At 61.5% G+C, this 24,433-nt stretch carries 18 protein-coding genes and 1 riboswitch; of the genes, 7 read left to right on the forward strand and 11 right to left on the reverse strand.

Features of this window, described 5'->3' with window-relative positions; genetic code table 11:
- Positions 1-168 precede the first annotated feature (168 nt).
- A complete protein-coding gene (gene thiC, locus M2400_RS04175; protein WP_177041244.1) occupies positions 169-2,058 on the reverse strand; it encodes a phosphomethylpyrimidine synthase ThiC in 1,890 nt (629 codons plus the stop codon).
- A gap of 148 nt (positions 2,059-2,206) precedes the next feature.
- Positions 2,207-2,312, reverse strand: a riboswitch (TPP riboswitch).
- Positions 2,313-2,508: 196 nt separating this feature from the next.
- Between thiC and M2400_RS04180 the strand changes: the two genes are divergently transcribed.
- Positions 2,509-3,948 carry a TolC family outer membrane protein gene (locus M2400_RS04180; RefSeq protein WP_177041242.1) on the forward strand — a complete coding sequence of 480 codons (1,440 nt, stop codon included), beginning with the start codon at positions 2,509-2,511 and terminating at the stop codon, positions 3,946-3,948.
- 118 nt (positions 3,949-4,066) lie between these two features.
- On the opposite strand, the gene waaA is transcribed toward M2400_RS04180, so the two are convergent.
- Together waaA and M2400_RS04190 are read right to left on the reverse strand one after the other, a co-directional pair.
- Positions 4,067-5,344 carry a lipid IV(A) 3-deoxy-D-manno-octulosonic acid transferase gene (gene waaA, locus M2400_RS04185; RefSeq protein ID WP_177041240.1) on the reverse strand — a complete coding sequence of 426 codons (1,278 nt, stop codon included), beginning with the start codon at positions 5,342-5,344 and terminating at the stop codon, positions 4,067-4,069.
- A gap of 23 nt (positions 5,345-5,367) precedes the next feature.
- Entirely contained in the window at positions 5,368-6,258 is an 891-nt protein-coding gene (locus tag M2400_RS04190) for a LysR family transcriptional regulator (RefSeq protein WP_010169325.1), read from the reverse strand.
- Positions 6,259-6,457: 199 nt separating this feature from the next.
- Here M2400_RS04190 and M2400_RS04195 point away from each other — a divergent pair, with 199 nt between their 5' ends.
- The 4 genes from M2400_RS04195 to M2400_RS04210 all read left to right on the forward strand — a co-directional run bounded on the left by M2400_RS04195 (position 6,458) and on the right by M2400_RS04210 (position 9,910).
- Positions 6,458-6,793, forward strand: a complete 336-nt coding sequence (locus M2400_RS04195) for a multidrug efflux SMR transporter (RefSeq protein ID WP_177114223.1) — start codon at positions 6,458-6,460, stop codon at positions 6,791-6,793.
- 122 nt (positions 6,794-6,915) lie between these two features.
- On the forward strand, positions 6,916-8,091 hold the full coding sequence (locus M2400_RS04200; protein ID WP_259195281.1) for an FAD-binding oxidoreductase: 1,176 nt from the start codon (positions 6,916-6,918) through the stop codon (positions 8,089-8,091).
- Positions 8,088-8,900 carry an aldo/keto reductase gene (locus tag M2400_RS04205; RefSeq protein ID WP_259195280.1) on the forward strand — a complete coding sequence of 271 codons (813 nt, stop codon included), beginning with the start codon at positions 8,088-8,090 and terminating at the stop codon, positions 8,898-8,900. The genes M2400_RS04200 and M2400_RS04205 overlap by 4 nt, the downstream gene beginning before the upstream one ends.
- 41 nt (positions 8,901-8,941) lie before the next feature.
- Positions 8,942-9,910 (forward strand): metal ABC transporter ATPase, encoded by a 969-nt coding sequence (locus M2400_RS04210; protein WP_259195279.1) that lies wholly within the window; start codon positions 8,942-8,944, stop codon positions 9,908-9,910.
- A gap of 126 nt (positions 9,911-10,036) precedes the next feature.
- On the opposite strand, the gene hldE is transcribed toward M2400_RS04210, so the two are convergent.
- A complete protein-coding gene (hldE, locus tag M2400_RS04215; protein ID WP_177041227.1) occupies positions 10,037-11,458 on the reverse strand; it encodes a bifunctional D-glycero-beta-D-manno-heptose-7-phosphate kinase/D-glycero-beta-D-manno-heptose 1-phosphate adenylyltransferase HldE in 1,422 nt (473 codons plus the stop codon).
- 156 nt (positions 11,459-11,614) lie between these two features.
- Positions 11,615-13,420 (reverse strand): lipid A export permease/ATP-binding protein MsbA, encoded by a 1,806-nt coding sequence (msbA, locus tag M2400_RS04220; protein WP_177041225.1) that lies wholly within the window; start codon positions 13,418-13,420, stop codon positions 11,615-11,617.
- Between the two features lie 159 nt (positions 13,421-13,579).
- On the opposite strand from msbA, the gene M2400_RS04225 reads away from it, so the two are divergent.
- Complete coding sequence (locus M2400_RS04225) at positions 13,580-15,457, forward strand: bifunctional O-antigen ligase/aminoglycoside phosphotransferase family protein (RefSeq protein ID WP_259195277.1); 1,878 nt, start codon at positions 13,580-13,582, stop codon at positions 15,455-15,457.
- 51 nt (positions 15,458-15,508) lie between these two features.
- Here the strand turns inward: M2400_RS04225 and M2400_RS04230 are convergent, their stop codons facing one another.
- From M2400_RS04230 to M2400_RS04255, 6 genes are all read right to left on the reverse strand, one after another.
- Positions 15,509-16,393, reverse strand: a complete 885-nt coding sequence (locus M2400_RS04230; protein WP_177076117.1) for a glycosyltransferase — start codon at positions 16,391-16,393, stop codon at positions 15,509-15,511.
- On the reverse strand, positions 16,390-17,538 hold the full coding sequence (locus M2400_RS04235) for a glycosyltransferase family 4 protein (RefSeq protein WP_177076115.1): 1,149 nt from the start codon (positions 17,536-17,538) through the stop codon (positions 16,390-16,392). The genes M2400_RS04230 and M2400_RS04235 overlap by 4 nt, the downstream gene beginning before the upstream one ends.
- A gap of 86 nt (positions 17,539-17,624) precedes the next feature.
- On the reverse strand, positions 17,625-19,031 hold the full coding sequence (locus tag M2400_RS04240; protein WP_259195276.1) for a PIG-L deacetylase family protein: 1,407 nt from the start codon (positions 19,029-19,031) through the stop codon (positions 17,625-17,627).
- Positions 19,028-19,924 carry a GNAT family N-acetyltransferase gene (locus tag M2400_RS04245; protein ID WP_177076111.1) on the reverse strand — a complete coding sequence of 299 codons (897 nt, stop codon included), beginning with the start codon at positions 19,922-19,924 and terminating at the stop codon, positions 19,028-19,030. The genes M2400_RS04240 and M2400_RS04245 overlap by 4 nt, the downstream gene beginning before the upstream one ends.
- On the reverse strand, positions 19,925-21,682 hold the full coding sequence (locus M2400_RS04250) for a carbamoyltransferase (protein WP_259195275.1): 1,758 nt from the start codon (positions 21,680-21,682) through the stop codon (positions 19,925-19,927).
- Between the two features lie 142 nt (positions 21,683-21,824).
- Positions 21,825-22,166, reverse strand: coding sequence for a YceK/YidQ family lipoprotein (locus M2400_RS04255; RefSeq protein ID WP_177120441.1), 342 nt, complete (start codon positions 22,164-22,166; stop codon positions 21,825-21,827).
- 149 nt (positions 22,167-22,315) lie between these two features.
- Here M2400_RS04255 and M2400_RS04260 point away from each other — a divergent pair, with 149 nt between their 5' ends.
- The gene (locus M2400_RS04260; protein WP_259195274.1) at positions 22,316-24,406 is read left to right on the forward strand and encodes a TonB-dependent receptor; all 2,091 of its coding nucleotides are present in this window, start codon (positions 22,316-22,318) and stop codon (positions 24,404-24,406) included.
- Positions 24,407-24,433: the final 27 nt, after the last annotated feature.

Genomic DNA, 24,433 nt, shown 5'->3' on the forward strand with positions numbered 1-24,433 from the left:
CTATTATTTGAATCAGGAAAGCCCCCTGTGGCGAGGGAGCTTGCTCCCGCTGGGCGGCGAAGCCGCCCCAAAACCTGCAACTGATGAGTGTCAGTTAAAACACCGATCCAGATTCTGGGAGCGCTGCGCACTCCAGCGGGAGCAAGCTCCCTCGCCACAAGTTCTGATTCAGACCTTTTTGTACAGCTGGCTGCCTTCCTGCTTGAACCGCTCCGCCTGCTCCGCCAGTCCCTTGGCCACGTCCACATCCACCGCTTCAATGCGCTGGTTGGCCGCGTATTCACGTACCTCCTGGGTGATTTTCATCGAGCAGAATTTGGGCCCGCACATCGAACAGAAATGCGCGACCTTGGCCGAATCCTTCGGCAAGGTTTCATCGTGGTACGAACGCGCCGTGTCCGGGTCCAGGCCCAGGTTGAACTGGTCTTCCCAGCGGAATTCGAAGCGCGCCTTGCTCAACGCGTTGTCGCGAATCTGTGCGCCCGGATGGCCTTTCGCGAGATCCGCCGCATGCGCCGCGATCTTGTAGGTGATGATCCCGGTCTTCACGTCATCCTTGTTCGGCAGGCCCAAGTGCTCCTTCGGCGTGACGTAGCAGAGCATCGCGCAACCGAACCAGCCGATCATTGCCGCGCCAATACCGGAAGTGATGTGGTCATATCCAGGCGCAATGTCGGTGGTCAGCGGGCCGAGGGTGTAGAACGGCGCCTCGTCACAGCACTCCAGCTGCTTGTCCATGTTCTCCTTGATCAACTGCATCGGCACGTGGCCCGGGCCTTCGATCATGGTCTGCACGTCGTGCTTCCAGGCGATTTTGGTCAGTTCGCCGAGGGTTTCCAGCTCACCGAATTGCGCAGCATCGTTGGCGTCGGCAATCGAACCCGGGCGCAGGCCATCTCCCAGGGAGAAGCTGACGTCGTAGGCCTTCATGATCTCGCAGATTTCGTCGAAATGGGTGTAAGTGAAGTTCTCTTTGTGGTGCGCCAGGCACCACTTGGCCATGATCGAACCGCCACGGGACACGATGCCGGTGACACGCTTGGCGGTCAGCGGCACATAGCGCAGCAGCACGCCGGCGTGGATGGTGAAGTAGTCGACGCCCTGCTCGGCCTGTTCGATCAGGGTGTCGCGGAACAGCTCCCAAGTCAGGTCTTCAGCGGCGCCGCCGACTTTTTCCAGGGCCTGGTAGATCGGCACGGTACCGATCGGCACCGGTGAGTTGCGGATGATCCACTCGCGGGTTTCGTGGATGTGCTTGCCGGTGGACAGGTCCATCACCGTGTCCGAACCCCAGCGAATGCCCCACGTGAGTTTCGCCACTTCTTCTTCGATGGACGAACCCAGGGCGCTGTTGCCGATGTTGCCGTTGATCTTCACCAGGAAGTTACGGCCGATGATCATCGGTTCCAGTTCAGTGTGGTTGATGTTGGCCGGGATGATCGCGCGGCCGCGGGCGATTTCTTCGCGCACGAATTCCGGAGTGATGATTTTCGGCACGCTGGCGCCGAAGCTGTGGCCTGCATGCTGCTGGTCCAGCAGGCCGGCGGCACGGGCCTCTTCCAGCTTCATGTTTTCGCGGATGGCGACGTATTCCATCTCGGCGGTGATGATGCCTTTACGGGCGTAGTGCATTTGGGTGACGTTGGCCCCGGCCTTGGCACGGCGCGGGTTTTTCACGTGGGCGAAACGCAGCGCGGTCAGCTCGGCATCGCTCAGGCGTTGTTGGCCGAAGTGCGAGCTCAAGCCCGACAGGCGCTCGGTGTCGCCACGGGATTCGATCCATGGCGAGCGCACATCGCCCAGGCCTTTGCGCACGTCGATGATCACATTCGGGTCGGTGTACGGGCCGGAGGTGTCGTAGACCACCACGGGCGCGTTGATTTCGCCGCCGAAGTCGGTGGGGGTCACGTCGAGGCTGACTTCACGCATCGGCACACGAATGTCCGGGCGGGTGCCTTGCACATAGATTTTCTGCGAGCGGGTAAACGGCTGCACGGAACCGGAGTCGACCTTGGCCGATTCACTTAAATGCACGGTGTTTTTTAGTTTTGTAGTCATCACGGGCTCTCCAACTATCCAGGCGGTGGATTTTTGTCGGAGCGAACCTGTGACGGATGGACGCACTGAAACCAGTGCTGTGCTTGGCGCACAAGAGCTGTTCGATTGTCGAACAACATCCCGGACGAAGCACAAGAGGACTCGCCGGGGGACGAGAAATCTTGTTCCCTACGCAGGCGTTAACCTGATCAGGTTCAACGGGATCCGGTATTTACCGATCTCAGCCTTCCAACAAGGCACCCCGACAAGAACGCGGCCAGTCTAGACCATGGAGCAGGCAAATTGCCAATGGCGGTGCATTCATCGTGATGAATGGCGTAATTACAGGATTGTTGTGCCGTGATAGCGCCACTACACTCGATGACTGCTCAAGGTCTTGACGCCAGGAATGGGCCGCCTTAGCCTTGGGCTCCAAATTATCGCCGTAATATTTAATCTAGGGATCGCCTCATGCTGCGCAAACTTTCACTGGCTCTTGCCGTGTCTTGTGCGACCAACGGACTGGTCTGGGCAGCTGAAGCGCCCCTGACGACCAAAACCGACCTGGTCAGCGTCTACCAGGAAGCGGTGGACAACAACGCCGACCTAGCTGCCGCCCGCGCCCAATACGGTGCGCAGAAAGAAGTGGTGCCCCAGGCCCGCGCCGGTTTGCTGCCGAACCTGTCGGCCGGTGCCGACATCAACAACGTGCGCACCCAGCTGGACCAGCCCGCCGCCACGGTCGACCGCGACGCCCATTCCTGGCGCGCGACCCTGAGCCAGCCGCTGTTCCGTGCCGATCGCTGGTTCCAGTTGCAAGCCGCCGAAGCGGTCAACGAACAAGCTGCGCTGCAACTCTCGGCCACTGAACAGAACCTGATCCTGCAAAGCGCCGAAAACTACTTCGCCGTGCTGCGGGCCCAGGACAACCTGGCGTCCACCAAGGCCGAAGAAGCCGCGTTCAAACGTCAACTGGACCAGTCCAACGAACGCTTTGACGTCGGCCTGTCGGACAAGACCGACGTGCTGCAATCCCAGGCCAGCTACGACACCGCACGGGCCAACCGGATCCTGGCCCAGCGCCAGGTGGACGACGCCTTCGAAGCGCTGATCACCCTGACGAACCGCCAGTACAACTCGATCCAGGGCATCGTCCACACGTTGCCGGTGCTGCCACCGACGCCGAACGACGCCAAGGCCTGGGTCGAAACCGCCGGCCGCCAGAACCTCAACCTGCTGGCCAGCAACTACGCCGTCACCGCCGCCGAAGAAACCCTCAAGCAACGCAAGGCCGGCCACGCGCCGACCCTGGATGCGGTGGCACAGTACGAAAAAGGTGACAACGACGCCCTGGGTTTCAGCAACCCGAGTGCCTTTGGCCAGCCGTATCACGGTGATGTGTCACAACGCACCATAGGCTTGCAGTTGAGGATCCCGCTGTACAGCGGCGGCCTCACCAGCTCGCAAGTGCGCGAATCCTATTCCCGCCTGGGCCAGACCGAGCAGCAACGCGAAGGCCTGCGTCGCCAGGTGGTGGAAAACACCCGCAACCTGCACCGCGCGGTCAACACCGACGTGGAGCAGGTACAGGCGCGCCGCCAGTCGATCATCTCCAACCAGAGCGCAGTGGAAGCCACGGAAATCGGTTACCAGGTGGGTACGCGCAATATCGTCGATGTGCTGGACGCCCAGCGCCAGCTGTACACCTCGGTGCGCAACTACAACAACAGCCGCTACGACTACATCCTCGACAACCTGCGTTTGAAGCAGGCCGCCGGGACGTTGAACCCGGGGGATCTGCAGGATCTGGCGCGGTACCTGAAGGCCGACTACAACCCGGACAAGGACTTCCTGCCGCCGGACCTGGCCAAGGCGGCCGCGGCGCAGTTGAAGGCTAACCCGGGTTACTGAAGACAACACATAAACCATGTGGGAGCTGGCTTGCCTGCGATTGCATCACCTCGGTTTGACTGATGTACCGAGGCGTCTGTATCGCAGGCAAGCCAGCTCCCACATTTGATGTGTGTTGTCAGTGGTTGAGCAGTCTGCCCAACCCATCCAGCAAACGCTTCAACGCGCCCTGATTGGCGCGCATCACCGCCAGCCCCGCCTGCCCCATCTTCTGCGCGTCCTGCGGCAGCTCGAACAAGCGCTGCACCGCCACCGCCAAACCTTCGGCATCGTCCACTTCCTGCAACGCGCCGGCGTCGCGCATCATCGCGCTGATTTCAAGGAAGTTGAACACGTGGGGCCCACAGATAACCGGCTTGGCCAAGGCCGCCGGCTCCAGCGGGTTATGCCCGCCGGTGGCCACCAGGCTTCCGCCGACAAACGCGCTATCGGCCAACGCATACAAAAACAGTAACTCGCCCATGGTGTCCCCCAGCAACACCGAGGTTTGCGCGGTCACTGCCTCGCCGTTGGAGCGGCGCACCGTAGCGAAACCCTGTTGCTGGCACAACTCGAACATCGGGTTGAAGCGCTCCTGATGCCGGGGCACCAGGATCAGCAAGGCATTGGGGTAGCTGGCGAGCAATTGGCGATGGGCGGCGAGTACCACTTCATCTTCGCCTTCGTGGGTACTGGCGGCGATCCACACCGGGCGTTCGCTGGCGTGCCATTGCTCACGCAAGGCGGCAGCGCGCTCCAAAAGTTGCGGGTCGATGGTCAGGTCGAACTTGATCGAGCCGGTGACCTCGACCGTCTCGGGCCGTGCACCCAGGCTGCGAAAACGCTCGGCCTCGGTTTCGGTCTGGACGGCAAACAGGCTCATTTCCGCCAGCATCGGCGCGGTCAGCTTGGCGAAACGCCCGTAGCCCTTGGCCGAACGCGCCGACAGCCGTGCGTTGGCCAATGCCACGGGAATCCCGCGTTTGGCGCACTGATGGATATGGTTGGGCCACAGCTCGGTCTCCATGATCACCGCCAGTTTCGGCTGCACACGATCAAGAAAACGCTTGGCTGCACAGGGCAAATCGTACGGCAGGTAGCAATGCTGGATGCGCGGCTCGTTGGCGAACAGCGCCTGGATGCGCTCGGAACCGGTGGGCGTCATGCAGGTGACCGTGATCGGCAGCTGTGGATAACGTTCCAGCAGCCCGCGAATCATCGGCGCGGCGGCGATGCTTTCGCCCACCGATACCGCATGCACCCAGATTCCGCCGGGTTGCATCACCGGCAAGCCCCAGGAAAAGCGCTCACCCACGCGCTTGGCGTAAGCCGGCGCCTTGCGGGCCCGCAGCCACAGACGTAAAGCCACCAACGGCAGCGCCAGGTAAAACAGACAGCTGTAGAGAGTTCTATTCATGGCGGCGGAGTTTATCGGCTTTTTCAGTCGATCGCCTGCAAGCACTCGGCAAAACGTTCGGCGAGGAAACGCGCGGCCGGGCCGAGGGGCTCATCGCGACGCCACACCAGTTCCACCACCAGAGCCGGCGGGGTCCATTCGCTGTTCAGTTCGACCATCTGGTTCTGATAGGCCGGGTACTGCACCACATGCCGTGGCAACCAGGCCCAACCCAGTCCACGTGCCAGCCATTCGGCCAGCACGTAGAAGCTATCAGCACGCCACACTTGCGGGCTGGCGGCCTCACTCCCGGGATACACGCTGGTCTGGGTCGCCATCAGCAACTGGCGAAACTGTGCCAGGCGCTGGCAATCCACGAACTTTTCCCTGGCCATGGGATGACTGATGCCGCACACGGTCACCATCTCCACACTGCCCAGCACCCGGCGCTCCAAGGCTTCGGGGATTTGATCGTGGTAGAACAGCAGGCCTAGATCGGCCTTGCGCTCCACTAGTTTGCGCGCGACATCGCCTTGGGCGGCGCTGGACAACTGCACCTCCAGGCTGGGAAATTTTCCCGCCAGCGATTCGAGGCTATCGAGCACCGGCTGATAGAGCATGGCCTCATCCTGGGCCAGGCGCAGGCGGGCTTCTTCCCCCCGCATCAACGACAAGGCACGGCCATTCAGGCGCTCGCACTGACGCAAGACTTCCCGCGCCTCTTCAAGCAACGCGGTGCCGGCCTCGGTCAAGCGGGGCTGGCGGCCGCTGCTGCGATCAAACAGGCACACGCCCAGGTCCGCCTCCAACAGGGCAATCCCATTGCTGACTGCCGATTGCGCCCGGCGCTGGTCCCGCGCCACCGCCGAAAACGAACGCTGCTCGGCGACGCTGACAAACAGACGCATCTGCTCAAGGCTCCATTGCACGCTCATGGTTCAACCCATCTTCAATTCGGATAGGTAATGACTTTACCGCATCTGGCAAGTCTCTAGAATGCCAACCTTTGTAGGAGCGAGCTTGCTCGCGAAAAACCAGAGAGCGCCGCGTTAAACCAGATGCGCTGCGTTATCGTTGACGATTTTCGCGAGCAAGCTCGCTCCTACGGTTGAACCCGTACCGAGGATTTACCCCATGAACGCCGCCTACTATTACCTGGCCATTGCCATTTGCTCGGAAGTGATCGCCACCGTTTCCATGAAAGCGATCAAGGGTTTCAGCACGCCGATCCCGCTGTTGCTGGTGATCGTCGGCTATGGCGTGGCCTTCTGGATGCTCACACTGGTGGTGCGCACCGTGCCGGTGGGCGTCGCGTATGCGGTGTGGGCCGGGATGGGCATCGTGATGGTCAGCATCGCCGCGCTGTTTATCTACGGGCAGAAACTGGATGTCCCGGCGATGCTGGGGATGGCCCTGATTGTGCTGGGGGTGGTGGTGATTCAGTTGTTCTCGAAAACCGCCGGGCACTGATCGTTCACGCCAGACTCAAGTGAAGCTGAGATTCGCAGCCTCGTTTCACTCGACAGCTCCTACAGTGTGCATGACATGAGCCTGTATACTGCGCAGCCTGTCTTGAACACTGAGGTCGCTGCATGCCATCCGTTATTTCCACCGACGTTCTGATTGTCGGCGCCGGGGTTGCCGGCCTCTGGCTCAATGCGCGCCTGCGCCGCCAGGGCTTTTCCACGGTGCTGGTGGAAAGCGCCACCCTCGGCGGCGGGCAAAGCGTGAAGTCCCAGGGGATCATCCATGGCGGTGCGAAATACGCGCTGCACGGCGCCTTGACCGGCGCCTCGGAAGCCATCGCCGACATGCCCCGTCGCTGGCGCGAAGCCCTGGCGGGCAACGGTGAGCTGGATCTCTCCGGCGTGCGCCTGCTGTCCGAAGCCCACTACTTGTGGTCGCCGGGAACCCTCGCCGGCAACCTCACCAGTTTCTTCGCCAGCAAGGCCGTGCGTGGCCGCGTCGACCAGGTGAAGGGCGACGACCTGCCGCCGGCCCTGCAAGACCGCCGCTTCAAGGGCAAGGTCTATCGCCTGGCCGAGTTGGTGATCGACGTCCCGAGCCTGATCGAACGCCTGGCGCAACTCGCTGGCGACGGCCTGCTGGCCGGTGAGCATATCGAACCGTTGCTGGAAGACGGCACACTGATCGGCCTGAAGGTCGATGGCCGCGAGATCCGCGCCCAACGCATCGTCCTCAGCGCCGGTGGCGGTACTGCCGACCTGCTCAGCGCCCTGGGCCTGACCCAGCCCGCCATGCAACGCCGGCCGCTGCACATGATCATTGCCAAGGGCCCCGGCCTGAAGCCGCTGTACGCTCATTGCCTGGGTGGCGGCACCAAGCCGCGCATCACTGTGACCACGCACCCGGCGGCCGATGGCAATTGGGTGTGGTACCTGGGCGGCGATATCGCCGAGGCCGAAGGGGTGGCCCGTACTCCGGAGCAACAGATCGCCACCGCCCAAAAAGAACTGGCACAGCTGCTGCCCTGGATCGACATGAGCCAGACCCAGTGGGCCACCCTGCGCGTCGACCGCGCCGAGCCGCTGCAGTCGGGGCTGACACGCCCGGACAACGCCTTCCTTGCCGAACAGGACCGCCTGCTGGTGGGCTGGCCGACCAAGTTGGCACTGGCGCCGGACTTCGCCGACCGGGTGATCCACGCGCTGGAACGTGACGGCATCAAGCCAGGCCCCCACGAAAAACTGCCCGAACTGCCGAAACCCGCTATCGCCCAACCCGCCTGGGAGCAACTGCTGCCATGAGCCTGCCGACCCTGCACGACCTCCACCGCCCGCTGGGCAGCACCGGCCTGCTGGTCTCGCCGCTGGGCCTGGGCACCGTCAAGCTGGGCCGCGACCAAGGGGTGAAATACCCCAGTGGCTTCCAGATTCCTGATGACGATGCGGCGCGGATGCTGCTGCGCCAGGCCCGCCAGTTGGGCATCAACCTGATCGATACCGCGCCCGCCTACGGCCGCAGCGAAGAACGCCTCGGCCCACTGTTGCGCGGCCAGCGCCAGGACTGGGTGATTGTCAGCAAGGTGGGCGAAGAATTTGCCGAAGGCGTGTCCCATCATGATTTCAGCGCGGCCCATACCCGGCTGTCCGTCGAACGCAGCCTGAAACGACTGGAAACGGATTTTATCGACCTGGTGCTGGTGCACTCTGACGGCAACGACCTGCATATCCTCAATGATTGCGAGGTTTACCAGACCCTGGCGGACCTCAAGCGCGAGGGCAAGATTCGCGGTTTCGGTTTCTCCGGAAAAACCGTCGAGGGCGGCGTAAAGGCTCTGGAACAGGGCGATTGCGCCATGGTCACCTACAATCTGAACGAACAGGCCGAAAAAGCCGTCATTGATTATGCGGCCGACCACGGCAAAGGCATCCTGGTGAAAAAGGCGCTAGCCAGTGGCCATGTCTGCCTGGAATCAGGAGTGGATCCAATTCACGCGAGTTTCACGTTGTTGTTTGCGCAAACTGGCGTCGCCAGTGCTATTGTCGGGACCATTAATCCGCTGCACCTCGCTCACAACGTAGCGACCGCTGCCAAGGTCATTCGCCAACTCTGATGCCGCCGACGCGGCCGACCCCGACGCAAGAAGGAGCCGACATGGCGCGAACGCTCATTAGAAAAAACCCGAGTAACTTTAAAACACTGCCGCTGCATGTCGAGGCCACCCCCGAAGGCTTGAGTTACCAGAGCGTCGGCATGCCGCTCAACTTCGCCCAGACCCTGCAGCGGCGCAAGCCGGTGGAAGTGAAAGACACTGAGCGTTTTGTGCTGGAGTTGGCCAACCTGGGCGTCTCGGTGCGCCTGACCCTGCACTGGCAGAATCGCGATTACTGGGTGCTGGTGCGCCAGCGCCGACAAGACCGCGGCGACGTGGTGCTCAAGCTGATCTCCGGGTATGTGCCGGCCCACGAACTGAACCTGCCACTGCACACCGCCATCCAGGAAATCGCCGAGGAATGCCTGCTGGAAACCCCGGAAGGCTGGCTGGGCGGGCGCTTCAACGACACCTGGCTACCGGCCCCCTACTCATCCGCCCTGCACTACCGCGAAGCATTGCCGTTCCGTCTTTCGCCGTTGTCTGGAGCGGCCCGCCCGGTACGCTGCGCCACCATGCAATTGATTGAGCGACCCCGGGCCTACGTGCATCTGCCAACGGCTTCGCTGCAACTGATTTATGACTTGCGCCTGGAAGTCCCCAAGGAGGCCAAGTCCCTGAGTCTGTTTCATGTGGATGAGCGCCTGGAGGGTGACCAACTGGTGGCGCGCCTGGACCGTCAGCGTCCGGACCTGTACCTGATGCCGCTGAAAGACGGGCAGCCGTGTGCGGAGCTGTACACCTTGAAAAAGGATCAGCTGTATCCGGCGAGTACGCGAGGGTTGTACCTGGCAGAGAGCTTTGCCCAGCAGGAAGGCTGGATCGTGCGCGACGAGCGGATCCGGTGGAAGGATTGGCTGCGGCAACAGGGGCTGAGTGCGCCCGAGAAAGAGTCGAAACTGAAGCGGTTGACGGGTAAGGCGCGGCAGATCTTGCGCAGGATCGTGCCGAAGAAGAAGCAAAGCCAGTAACCGGAGCCACAAGCACCACCCAACAATGTGGGAGCTGGCTTGCCTGCGATGCAGCCGCCTCGGTGTATCAGTGATACCGAGTTGAGGCTATCGCAGGCAAGCCAGCTCCCACAGTTGGTTTTTGCCTCAGTTGCTGCGGATCTTTTCCACAATCGCCGTGGTCGAGCTGTTTTCCACCAGCCCCAACACTTTGACCTTGCCGCCATAGGCACTGACGATATCGGCACCCACCACCTGGTCGACCGAATAATCCCCACCCTTGACCAACACGTCCGGCTTGACCTGGGCCAGCAGGTTTTCCGGGGTCGCCTCGGCAAAGCTGATCACCCAGTCCACCGCGCCCAGCCCCGCCAGCACCGCCATGCGACGGTCGACACTGTTGATCGGACGGCCCGGCCCTTTCAAGCGACTGACCGACGCATCATCGTTGACCGCCACGATCAAACGATCGCCCTGGGCCCGCGCCTGTTCCAGGTAGGTCACGTGGCCGGCGTGGAGAATATCGAAGCAGCCATTGGTGAAGACAATGCTCTCGTTATGGGCGCGGGCATCGTCAATCGCCAGCAGCAATTGTTCGAGACTCAGCACGCCGCGCTCCGAACCTTCGGACCGCTGGATCGCGCGGCGCAGCTCAGGTGCGCTGATGGCGGCCGTACCCAACTTGCCGACCACAATGCCTGCCGCAAGATTGGCCAGGGCCACCGCGTGGGGCAGCTCTTCACCGGCGGCAATGGAGGCCGCCAGGGTGGAAATCACCGTGTCGCCGGCACCGGTCACGTCAAACACTTCACGGGCACGCGCGGGCAGGTGCATGGCCGGCTGATCGGGACGCAACAAGGTCATGCCGTGTTCACCACGGGTCACCAGCAAGGCGCCGAGGTCGAGGTCAGCCATGAGCTTGGCGCCCTTGGTCACCAGTTCGTGCTCATCGACACAGCCGCCGACGATGGCTTCAAATTCGCTGAGGTTCGGCGTGATCAGGCTGGCGCCCCGATAAATCGAGAAGTCCTTGCCCTTGGGATCCGCCAGCACCGGAATGCCACGGGCCTTGGCGGCCTGGATCAGCATCTGGTGATTTCTCAAGGCGCCTTTGCCGTAGTCGGACAGTACCAGCACCTTGATGCCTTCGAGCAACTCATCGACCTGGGCACTGAGGGCCAGGGCATCGGTGGCGAAGGGTTCTTCAAAATCGATACGCAGCAGTTGCTGGTGACGACTCATCACCCGCAGCTTGACGATGGTCGGCTGATGCGGGATGCGCTGGAACAGCGCACGCACACCCGCACCGCGCAGGCTGTTGGCCAGGCTGTCGGCGGCTTCGTCGTCGCCGGTCACACCCACCAGGGAGGCCGGGGCGCCGAGGGCGGCAATATTGAGGGCAACGTTGGCAGCGCCACCTGGACGGTCTTCGATTTGCTCGACCTTGACTACCGGTACCGGTGCCTCAGGGGAAATCCGTGAGGTACCGCCATGCCAGTAACGGTCGAGCATGACATCGCCGACCACCAAGACAGGGGCTTGATCGAATCGCGGCATGGACAACTTCATGGAGCAACCCACATACAAAATGAACAGGGGCGCGATATTACCACAGGGTTGTCAAAGGCTTGTGCAATGTAGGAGCCGGCTTGCCGGCGATGCGGTCACGGCGGTTTTTCAGTGCAACCGCGGTGAGGCCATCGCCGGCAAGCCGGCTCCTACAGGTCAGGTGATGTCGGCCGGGACCGGCTCGTCCAGGCCCATGGCATGCAGGCGGGCGTAATAACCGTTTTGCGCCAGCAGTTCGCCGTGGGTACCGCGCTCGACAATCCGGCCATCGTCCATCACCAGGATCAGGTCGGCTTTCTCGATGGTCGACAGGCGGTGGGCAATCACCAGGGTCGTACGGCCTTGCATGACTTTGTCGAGGGCCGCCTGGATATGGCGCTCCGACTCGGTGTCCAGCGCCGAGGTGGCCTCGTCGAGGATCAGCAAAGGCGCGTTCTTGAGCAAGGCACGGGCAATTGCCAGGCGCTGGCGTTGGCCGCCGGAAAGCAGCACACCGTTTTCGCCGACCTGGGTATCGAAGCCTTTGGGCAGTTGGTCGATGAAGTCCTTGGCATAGGCATCGGCCGCCGCCGCCTCGACATCGGCCCGCGGTGCGCCGGCCAGGTCACCGTAGGCGATGTTGTTGGTCACGGTGTCGCTGAACAGGGTCACGTGCTGGGTCACCTGGGCGATATGTCGGCGCAGGTTGAGCAGGCGATAGTCTTCGATCTCTACGCCATCGAGCAGAATCTCGCCGCTCTCGTGGTGGTAGAAACGCGGGATCAGGCTGGCCAGGGTGGACTTGCCGCTGCCCGAACGCCCCACCAGGGCAACCATCTGCCCAGGTTCTGCGGTAAAGGTAATGTCCTTGAGCACGTGGCGCTCGGTACCCGGGTAGGTGAAGTTCAGGTTGCGCACTTCCAGGCGGCCACTGACCTTGTCGCGCTCGATGGTGCCGCGATCGATTTCAACGTCTTCGTCCAGTTGCTCGAAAATGCTTTCGGCACCGGCCACGCCTTTCTGGATGGTCGAGCTGACTTCAGAGAGCTGGCGAATCGGCTTGGGCAGCAGGCCGGCCAGGGTGATGTAGGCCACCATGTCACCCGCCGAGGCATCGCCACGCAGGTACAGCACCAGGAACATCAGCACCGCCATGGCGCTGTAGATCACCAGTTGCAGCGCCGGCGTGTAGATCGCGCCGGTGCGGGTCATGCGCAGTTGCTTGTTGGTGTTGCTCAGGCTGGCCTTGAGGAAGCGCTTCTGCTCATACACCTCGCCGCCGAAGCTGCGCACCACGCGGTAGCCCTGGATGGTTTCCGAGGCAACGTGGGTGACATCACCCATGGCGACCTGGATCTTCTTGCTCTGCTTGCGGAATTTCTTGCTCGCGGTGCGGACCATCACGGCAATCAACGGCAGGATGGCGATCATCACCAGGGTCAGCCGCCAGTTCATGAACAGCAGCGAGGCGAACAGGAAGATCACCGTCATGCCTTCGCGAATCACTACCTTGATGGCATCGGTCGCCGCACCGGTGACCATGGTCACGTTGAAGGTGATACGGGAAATCAGGTGCCCGGAGTTGTGATTGTCGAAGTAGCGGTTCGGCAGGGTCAGCAGGTTGTTGAACAACTGCACCCGCAGGTCGTGGACCAGGCCCAGGGAAACCTTGGCCAGCAAGTAGTTGCCCAGGAACGAGCCCAGGCCCTGCCAGGCGGCGATCAGGATGATCAGCAGCGGCACGGCCTGCAGCAGTTGCAGGTCACGCAGGAAAGGTACCGTAGGGAACAGCACCGCTTCAGGGTTGGACAGGCCGTCGACAAAGTACTTGAGGATGTACCCCAGCATCGGCTGGGTCGAGGCGAAAATCAGAAAGCCGACGATACTCAGCGCGAACAAGCCGGCATAGGGCTTAACGTAGCTGAGCAGGCGGAAGTATATTTTCAAGCTCGAAGGGCTTGCGCTCGGACTGGAGTCGGTCATATCACGCGGCGGTTTTGAAAAAGGAGGCTGACTTTAGCACAGCTTCTCTGTTGTACTTGCACGCGGCACAACCGCGCGGCCGTTGGATCCAACGGGCGACATTATATAGCCACTACTTTAGTATGCTCGGCTTTCTTTATTCTGGAACGGCTTTTCTGTATGCACTCCAAGCGCCTTACATATGGCTCAAATCGCGTTTTCGACTTCCTCTGTTTGTGGATTCTGCCCATAGGCTTGCTGTTGCTCCTGAGTTCGCTGTTTTTTGTCACCAATCGAAATGTCCTGCACAAGTTCTACTACGTGCTGTTCAGCGCGCCGACCCTGTTGTTGCTGTGCCTGCGCCCGGCGGAATTCAAGCAGGTGCTGCGCGAGCCCCTGGCGATCGCATTCCTGGTATTTTCAGGCTGGGCACTGACCAGCATGCTGTGGAGCCCGGAACACAGCATCGACGCCGACTTGTATCGACGACCACTGCATACCTTCATGTTGTTTGCAGGCTGCGGGCTGCTGCTGCATTACCGCAATGAGCTGTTCAAACCGATCTTCTTCTGCGCCGCACTGATTGCGCTGGTTTCCAGTGCCTGCAGCCTGGTGGCTTTTGCTCCCTTCTTCTCGCAGGGGGCGCGAATGATCGGCGGGCGCGGAGCCCTCGATAACCCGCTACTCAGTTCTCACGTATTCGGATTCTTCTGCGTTTACTGGCTGTACGTATGCATGACCACCAAGCGTCCCCACGTGCTCTGGTTCAGCGTTCCAGCGCTGGCAATCATGGCCGCCGCGGTGCTGGCCACCGGTTCGAGAACACCAATGGTTGCACTGGTCCTCGCCGTGCTCTGGATGAGTTTCACCAGCCGCAATCGTCGCTCGGCCCTGCTGATCGGCTGTATGGTGCTGGGAGCTGCGGCACTGTTGCTGTTCTATCCCGAACTGATCACCAATCGTGGCAGCTCCTTCCGTTTCGAACTCTGGGGCATGTCACTTGAGCGTATCGCCCAGCACCCCTGGATCGGCCACAGCTACGACTCAGAGTTGTACCTGACGCTTGCCGACGGCAATCAACTTCGCGAACCCCACAGTTTTGCCCTGGGTGTGATCTATTACGTTGGCATCATCGGCTTCATCCCGTGGATCTTCATGCTCGGCTGGGGCCTGTACAAAAGCCTCAAGGAACGGGCACAGCCGTTGTTTATCCTGGCCTCTTCCCTGCTGGCCTATGGCATCGGTGCCGGCCTGACCGAAGGCGGTGGAATTCTCTCGCGGCCAAAAGAGCACTGGTTTCTGCTATGGATCCCGCTGGCACTGATCGCCGGACTGAGCATCGCCCAGCGTCGCCGCAGCCTGCTGCGCATGCCCGTTCAAAGCCTGAAGCGTCAAGATTTCGAGCAGTTGTGCACCAATGCTTACGTGATTGAAGCCGATGGCCTGGGCCCAAAGGTCCTGCGCCTGGAAGACGGGAGCTTCCTCAAGCTGTTCCGCCCACGTCGCTGGTATACCTCAGGCAGCTTCAACCCCTATTCGGAGCGTTTCGCCAGCAACAGCGAGCAACTGCGAGCCTTGGGCGTTCCATCGCCAATCATCCTCAATCTCTACCAGTTACAGGATGCGAGCAGCGCCGTACGTTATCAGCCACTGCCCGGCCTGACCCTGCGCCAAGCCCTGCAAAGCCTGGACAGTAGCCTGCGGGAATCGCTGATTGAGCGGTTCGGCGGGTTCATGGCCCAACTCCATGATCGCGGCGTGTACTTTCGCTCACTGCACCTGGGCAACGTACTGTTAATGGATGATGGCGAGTTCGGCTTGATTGACGTGGCAGACATGCGCATCTACCCATCGCCCCTGCGCAACGCCCTGCGCCAGCGCAACCTGCGGCACATGCAACGTTATCCACAAGACCGTAATTGGCTGTTCGAAACCCATTTCGAGCAATTGGCCAAGGGCTATGCCTCGGTGGCCTCGCCAAGCGCCACGGCGAAGATCCGTGAGCAGGTGCTCAAGCTCAATCGTCCGGCGGCGCCGGTAGCAAGCCCGGCAAAGTGATAGCTTGAGCCGCCTGGCCATTGCGGTTTACGCAATGGCCAGGCCGAAGCCTTACGAACTGCGCTGCGGCGCCAGGTACAGGCGCACCAACCCACGCAAGGTCTTGCGACCCCAGAACTTCAAGGGAATCTGCTTGAGAATCTCCCGCGCCAGCGGGCGGTCACGGTCGGCGGTCTTGAGGAACATCGAGTTCAGGAAGTTATAGCGAACCTGATCGTAGGCAGGATGATCGCTGAACAACCCGTAGGTCTTGAGGATGTTCTGGATCATGTAGCGATGATTCTTGTAGGTGTTGGTCGCGTGTTGGCGATAGCGCGCCATCACCACATTCAACACGTCGATGGTGTAACCGGCGTGGGTGATCTTCAATTCGATGAGCAAGTCTTCCAGCGGAATCAGCGGATCGAAACCCCCGACCTCTTCCAGCGCCTGCCGGCGGATCATAAGGGTCGGCGCCGGAGGAAAGGGCTTGCGATCCAGGAACAGATCATCGAAATCCAGGCTGCGAAACGGCAAGTCGCGGCGTTGTTTCTTCTCCGGATACGGTTTGCCGTCACCATCAATCAATTCGATATTGCCGGCACAGATTCCCACCTTCGGCTTGCCTTCCATGTAGGCAACCTGCGTAGCGATACGCTCGGGCAGCATGATGTCATCGGAGCCAAATGGCGCGATCAGGCTGCCTTTGGCGCGGGCGATGGCACCGTTGAGGGTATTGGTCAGGCCCTGGTTCTGCTGGACCTGGAAATCAAACCCGTGTTCAGCCTGCAAGCGCTGGATGCGCTCCACACTGTCATCCTTGGAGCCGTCGTCCACCACCAGCAACTCAATGTTGGGGTAGGTCTGGCCGAGCACACTGAGGATGCTCTGCTCGATGTACGGGCCGTGGTTGTAAGACGCAATGATCACAGTGACCAGGGGTTGCTGCAGACTCATGCTCTACCTACTTCACGCAGACCGGTTTCGATCAGATTCAAATATTTGCGCCGGAACTCGTCCAGGGTGTGGTTTTCTTCCAGGTAGCGGAACACTTGTTCGCCCTTGGCACGCAACTGTTCGTCGCTCAGTGCCAGGTAAGTATCCAGCGCCGCCGCCAACTGCTCGACGTTGCCCGGATCATGGGACAGGCCGCCCGCCCCTTGCACCAACGGCAACATCGCCGGGCCATTGGAGGCAATGACCGGCAGATGCCCGCTCATGCCTTCCAGCAGCGCCAGGCCCAGGCCTTCGAACAGCGATGGCATGGTCCAGATGTCAAAAGCGCGCACGTACTGCATGCCATCTTCACGAAAGCCCAGCAGGTGTGCGCGACCGGTCAGACCCAGGCGCTCGATATCGGCACGCAGGTCCGCTTCGGCGCGGCCGGAACCGATGATCCCCACCTGGGCCTGCGGGTATTTGTCCTTGAGGGTGGCGAAAGCCTGCAGCAAATGGGTGTGACCCTTGATCGGCACCAGTCGGCCCAGGGCACCAATCATCCGTGCATCCAGCGGCAAGCCGAGCACCTGCCGCGCTTCATCGCGAGGCAACTGCAAGGCTTCGGCCTGTGGAATGTCGATGGCGTTGGTGACGAAGGTGGTGTTTTCACGGGTAAAACCGCAGTTGAGGTCCACCAGGTAATCCTTGACCGCCTCCGAGACCCCGACAAACCGCCACGCCGGGCTGACCCACTTCTGCGTCTGGCGCCGGCGGTAGCCACGGGCGTACTCGCCAAAACCGTGGGAAATGCCGATGCACAGGGGGATCTTCAGCCAACGGTTGAGGGACAGCATCATGTTCACCGACTTGAAGCGGTTACAGATGACCACGTCGAATTTCTGCTCGCGGCAAAACTTGTAGATCTGCCACATGGCGCCGAAACGAATGCCCTTGAGGGATTTTTCCGGCAACTCGAAGTAATGGGAGTGTTCAGCCACGCTCAGGGGCTGGCCGGGCAGCGGACGGCCGCTGAGAAACCCGGATGTGACCTCGAAACGTTCAGCCGGCAAGGCCTTGACGATCTGCTCGCCGAGGTCGGCGAAGTCGTGGGTCTTGACGTTGTAGTCCGGCTGTAACTGTAAAACCTTGAAACGAGGCTTCATAACTCTCCATGCTGCAATCTGGCTGCGGGCACGCAGCCCGGCGAAAAAGGGGCGGCAGGCGCTGCACACCTGCCTTCAATAAGGTCTCAATCCTGCTTCAACACCCAGAGCAACTCATGACGGCGTACCGCCTTGCGGAAGAATTCATTCTCTCCGTAAGGCGATGGACTGCGGCCCGCCAGTAATTGCTGCAACCACCTGCGCACGCGGCGCTTGAACGGCGCCCTCGGCTGCAAGTCGTGCATCATGCCCAGGGCCATGGCCTTGTCCTGCTGCTGGCCCAGCGTCAACCGCAGGCTGCAAGGCACAAGCTGCGGCGTGGCATCAAAACGCGGCGGCAAGGCCACGCCCGCGCCCGAATCGCCCATGGGCCAACGATCATTATCATGCAGGTGGTTGGCATAGCCGAGCAATGTGCCCGGCTGCCATTCCAGGCCTTGCAGGGCTTCGATGATCGCAGCGTGCGCGCAGATGTGATCCGGGTGCGGGTCCAGCAGCGGCGTCGGCAACACGATCACCTGCGGGCGCGCCTTGAGCAGCAACGCCCGCAGGTCTGCAATCAGGTTGCTCCAGGTCGGGGCGCCGTCTACATCCCCGGGTAAGGCCAGGGCGTTGAACTGGCGAAACAGCCGCGTATCGTCCAGTTGTGCTTCCCGGGACGCCTGGGGCTGGTCCGGCGCGGCCTGCATGGCCGGCAGCTGCATGCAGAAGTAACCCAACTGCACGCACTGCGCCTCGGGAACGCCCGCCCAACGAGGCACGGTAACGCTGTCCCAGGCACGCAAGCGGCCTTTTAGCCGTGCGGCATCGGCCTTGGGCAGGCCCATCTGTTGATAGTGATCGGCTTCGATTTCGCCCGCCGTGAGGGTGACGATCCAGCTCTCATCGGCCTGGCTGTAAAGGCTGAAGGCGGCCAGTTCGGCATCGTCGGCATGGGGGGCGATCACCATCACCCGCTGGCGACGGTAATCCGGCTGGCGGAACCGCCACAGTGTCGGCTGCCCCTTGATCCGGCAGAAACGCCCGCGCAAACGCAGCTTGCCGCCGGCCAGTGCTTCGCCCGCACCGGTCAGGTTGAGGTAACGCCGACCTGCGACGCCACGCTCGAAGACTTGCCGGTCCGGCGCATCCAGACCCAACACGTCCACCGCCGGATCGAGAAAACGTCCGAACCAAGTGCTTTTCAGTTCAACCCCGACGATCAGGGTTTCATCGTCAGCCAAGGGCGTATCCATCACCAGCCGCCCCGATTCGAGACGCAGGCCCGCGCACGAGCTCCCCTCGGGAAACGCGTATTGATAGTCGTCTTTGGGCGAGTAGAACAAATGGTCGGCAAACCAGGCTTCATGGGCGGCCCACATCACCACCGCCAGCAGCAGCGGCAACCACCAGGCCACCAGCACACCGACAGCCACCAGCAGCAACAGGCCAACCAACAGCGCGATACGCTTGTTGCGTCGATGCTGCTTGAGCAATTGCTGCTTGCGGCTCATACGCTGAACACCGGCACCGGGTTGCACCAGCGCTCTTTGTATTCACGGTCGGAACGCCCGAAAGAGAAACGCAGGGGCTTGTCGCTGGCCCGCGCTTGCTCCCAGGCACTTTGGGTATTCAGGAAACTCAACACGCTGCCAGGACTGAATGCCTTGGTTTCAGGGTCGACGCCGCCGTTGACGTACTCGGCACTGACCCACTCCGGTGCCTGCACCTGATACACCAGTTGCACGGCAATCGCGGCGTCATTGAGAAACAGCACCGAGCCGAACAGGAACTCCTTGAGCAGCTCCAACACTTCGGCCAGACGCTCGGCGCCCGCCGCCGGGAAACCCCAGCGCCGCTGGAACAGGTCGCAGTAAATCGCCGCCAGTTCATGGCTGGAAAACTCGCTGACCGCCCGCACCAAGCCGCCCGCCTCTTCCAGCAAGCGCAATTCACGGCGCTGGTTGTAGCGAAACTTCTTCGACAGTTCTTCCGGCGTGCGCGCCATGGCCAACTGCTCGGCCTGGGGCTTGAGGGTGCTTACGCGCCCCTCATTCAGCGCCGACAGGTACCGCGCGCGGTGGCGCAACGGCAACTGTGCATCGGCGGCAATCGGCAGGATGATTTCGGCGTTACCCAAATCGAACAGGCCTTTTTTGCCTTTGCGCTTGAGCACGTCCTTGGACAGGGCCAGGTCGCGCCCCCAGGTGGCAATCGCGCCTTTGAGCTCGCCATCCTGCTCCCAGCCCAGGTAACGCACGGGAATCTGCGCCAGGTGCGCCAGCCGCTCGACGATCTGCGGATGAGTCGCCACGCTGCCGCCAAAACGCTGCCAGGCCTGGGCGTAAACCTCGGCCTCGACAGGCGTCCAGCCACGTTCACGCCAGCCCTGGAAGCGGTTCAGCATTTAAACCACAGCGTCATAAGGGTCCACGCCGTCCTTGACCACGAGGATGTCTTCCATGATCAGGTACTGCAGGTCGGAACCGAAGAACATGTCCAGCGCGTCTTTCGGCGAGCAGATCATCGCTTCGCCACGGCGGTTGAGCGAGGTGTTCAGCGACACGCCGTTGCCGGTCAGCACTTCCAGCTCTTTCATCATGTCGTAGTAGCGCGGGTTGTACTCGCGCTTGAGCACCTGGGCACGTGAGGTGCCGTCTTCATGCACCACTTCCGGCACGCGGGTTTTCCACTCTTCCGACACTTCAAAGGTGAAGGTCATGAACGGCGCCGGGTGGTCGACCTTGATCATCTGTGGCGCAACGGTGTCGAGCATCGACGGGCAGAAAGGCCTCCAGCGCTCGCGGAACTTGATCTGGTGGTTGATCCGGTCAGCCACGCCGGTGGCGCTCGGGCAACCGATGATCGAACGACCGCCCAAGGCACGTGGGCCAAACTCCATGCGGCCCTGGAACCAGGCCACCGGGTTGCCGTCGACCATGATCTTGGCGATGCGCTTCGGGGTGTTTTCGATCTGGCGCCACACTGGCTTGCTCGGGTGCTTGGCGCACGCGGCAATCACGTCTTCGTTGCTGTAGGACGGGCCGAGATAGACGTGTTCCATCTTCTCTACCGGTACACCACGGGCGTGGGACACGTAGGCTGCCGCACCGACCGCGGTGCCGGCATCGCCGGACGCCGGCTGCACGAACAGCTCCTTGACGTCGTCACGGGCAATGATCTTCTGGTTCAGCTTGACGTTCAGCGCACAGCCGCCGGCGAAGGCCAGCTTGCCGGTGTCTTTGAGGATGTCGCCCAGGTAGTGGTCGATCATCTGCAACGCCAGCTTCTCGAACAGCGCCTGCATGCTGGCCGCGTAGTGGATGTACGGCTCGTCGGCGATGTCGCCTTCGCGCTTGGGCCCCAGCCACTCGATCAGTTTCGGCGAGAAGTAGAAGCCCTTGCCCTTCTCTTTGTAGCGGCGCAGGCCGATGACGTTGGCGTAGTCGGTGTTGATCACCAGCTCGCCGTTCTCAAAGGAGGCCAGGCGCGAGAAATCGTACTTGCTGGCATCGCCATACGGCGCCATGCCCATGACCTTGAACTCACCGTCGAGCATCTCGAAACCGAGGAACTCGGTGATCGCGCCATACAGGCCGCCCAGGGAGTCCGGATCGTAGAATTCCTTGATCTTGTGGATCTTGCCGTTTTCGCCGTAGCCGAAGAAGGTGGTGGCGTACTCGCCCTTGCCGTCGATCCCGAGGATCGCGGTCTTCTCCTGGAAGCCCGAGCAGTGATAGGCACTGGAGGCGTGGGCCAAGTGGTGTTCAACCGGTTCGATCTTGATTTTCTTCGGATCGAAGCCCAGTTGCTCCAGGCACCAGACGATCTTGTTGCGATAGCGCTTGTAGCGACGGTTGCCCATCAGGATCGCGTCGAGGGCGCGGTCCGGGGCGTACCAGTAACGCTTGGCATAGTGCCAGCGGGCTTCGCCGAACAGGCTGATGGGGGCGAACGGGATCGCCACCACATCAACGTCGGAAGGCTTGATACCGGCTTGTTCCAGGCAGAACTTCGCCGATTCGTAGGGCATGCGGTTCTTTGCATGTTTGTCGCGTACGAAGCGCTCTTCTTCGGCGGCCGCAATCAGCTTGCCGTCGATATACAAGGCTGCGGAAGGATCATGGCTAAGGGCGCCGGACAGGCCAAGAATCGTCAATGCCACAGGGGTCTAGCCTCTTTTAGTCTGCATGCAGGCGCGTCACGCCTGAAAAAAGTGTGCTCCCCGCCTGGGCGAGAAACAGCTAAAGGGCGGGATTATAGCGTAAAAGCAGCAGGAAGCTGTTAGCTGCAAGCGGCAAGGTGGCCTAGCGGAAAATCTCGATGCTGCCGTCCTTGTTCTGGCGATAGACGGTGTAGGGCAGCACGAGGGTGTCCAGCAAGCCGGAGGCCAGGAGCTCGGCGGCGAAGATCGGCAGAGAGCCGGAGGCATCGCGCGTGTGCTCTTTGGTGGTGTCGGGGGCGCCGTTCAATGTGCAAAAACCGTAGATCACCCCGCTGTAGATACGCGGCACATTTTCACAATAACTGCGCGATTCCTTGAGGTTCTGGCTGGCGACAGCGTCCGGGCGAAACACCGTGTTGATGGTGCCGCACGCGGTGATCGAAAGGACCATAGCGGCGAGTAGAAGATTCTTTGTAGGATTCATGAGCAATTCCCTTTGGCAGCAGCCAGACAGCTTAACCCAGGGTTGCGTATGACGTGGCAGCGGCAGACGGCAGGAAGAGTATTCGGCAAAGAGCGGCTGAATCGTTAAACTCGCGCGCTTTTGCGTGCTCTATGGATGTTGGTTTACTCATGAAAGCTGTTGCTCCTACTCGTTTCGCGCTGCTGCTTCCCGGTCTTTTGGGGCTGTGTCACAGCGCCCAGGCCGACGAAGCACCGCTGGTCCTCGACCCGAGCGTGGTCACCGGCTCGCGCAGCGCCAGCCCGTCGTTTGACCTGCCTTACTCGGTGGACAGCATCAGCGGTGAGCAGATCAGCGACGGCCAGCTGGGCATCAACGCCTCGGAAGCCCTGTCTCGCGTTCCTGGCCTGGTGGTGCAAAATCGCCAGAACTACGCCCAGGACTTGCAGATTTCATCCCGCGGCTTCGGCGCCCGCTCGGCGTTTGGGGTACGCGGCATCAAGCTCATCGCCGACGGCATCCCCGCCAGCACCCCGGATGGCCAGGGCCAGGCCGCCACGTTCAACCTCGACACCGCCGAGCGCATCGAAGTCCTGCGCGGCCCGGCCGCCACGCTGTATGGCAGCAATGCGGGCGGCGTGATCCAGATGTTTTCCCGCAACGGCGAAGGCCCGCCGCGCATCGGCGCCGAGACGCTGGTGGGCAGTGACGGCCTGAGCAAAAACCACCTGACCGCCGAAGGTGCGGCAAACGGCGCAGGCTTCGTGCTCGACGCCTCGCGCATGGACACCGACGGCTATCGCGACCATAGCAGTGCGCGCCGCGACCAGACCTTCGCCAAGCTGAATTTCGAGCCGGATGACGACAGCAAGCTCGCGCTGATCTACAGCAGCCTGGAGCAGAACGGCACGCAGGATCCGCTCGGGCAGGCGTGGGATGCATACAAGGCGGATCCGCGCTCGGTGAGCAGCGCCGCCGAGCTGTACAACACTCGGAAAAGCATCGACCACCAGCAACTGGGGATGAACTACGAGCGGTATTTTGGTGATGCGACGCTGCAGGTGAATGCCTATACCGGGCGGCGGAGTGTGATTCAGTATCTGTCGATTCCCAAAGGCACACCCGCCAACGAACGCGGCGGCGGCGTGGTGCAGTTCGACCGCAAGTTCTACGGCGGCTCCGTGCGCTGGATGCAACCGATTGACAGCGTGCCGGGCGAACTGATGATCATCTCCGGCGTGGATTTCGACCAGAGCGAAGACAGCCGCCACGGCTATCAGAACTACAGTGGCAACACCCTGGGCGTAAAAGGCCAGCTACGCCGGGATGAAATCGATACGGCCCGCAGCCTCGATCCGTACATCCAGGCCAACTGGGCCATCGACCGCTGGACCCTGCAAGCCGGGGTACGCCACAGCACCATGGAACTGGACGTCGACGACCAGTTCCTGAGCAACGGCGACTCCAGCGGCAACAAGACTTACCAGAAAAACACCCCGTCAGTCAGCGTGATGTACGCCTTCACCCCCGAGTTGCACGGTTACGTCAGCGCCGGCAAGGGTTTCGAAACACCGACCCAGGCGGAACTGGCGTATGCGCCGGGCAATATCGAAGGGTTCAACTTCGGCCTGAAGCCCTCCGAAAGTACCCAATATGAGGTGGGACTGAAGGCGCGGTTGAATGACACACGGGTCAACGCCGCCGTCTTCCAGATCACCACCGAGGATGAATTGGTGGTGGACCAATCCATTGGCGGCCGCACCAGCTACCAGAACGCCGGCCGCACCCTGCGCCGTGGCTTCGAGTTGGGCATCGAAAGCCAGCTCAGCGAACAGTGGAGCACCAACATCGCCTACACCCGCCTGCAAGCCACCTACGACAGCGACTTTATTGGCGGCGGCAAACCCGTGGACAAAGGCAACTACCTCCCCGGCGTCCCGCAAACCACGTTGTTTGCCGAACTCAACTGGAAACCCCGGGACTGGGTCAGCACCGCCGTGGAAGGCATGTACCGCAGCAAGGTCTACGTCGAAGACACCAACCAGCAACACCCCGCGCCGGGCTACAGCGTCTTCAACTGGCGCGCACGGTTTGAACAGAAGGTGGAGCACTGGACATTCCACCAAACCCTGCGCCTGGATAACCTGCTGGATCGCCAGTACGTAGGGTCGGTGATTGTCGGGGACGGCAACGGCCGCTATTACGAAGCGGCGCCAGGACGCTCGTGGTACGCCGGCGCAGGCGCCGAGTACACCTTTTAGCAACCGACACCGGACTTGTGGCGAGGG

The organism is Pseudomonas sp. BIGb0558, from assembly GCF_024807515.1.
In the GTDB taxonomy this organism is placed as follows: domain Bacteria; phylum Pseudomonadota; class Gammaproteobacteria; order Pseudomonadales; family Pseudomonadaceae; genus Aquipseudomonas; species Aquipseudomonas yamanorum_A.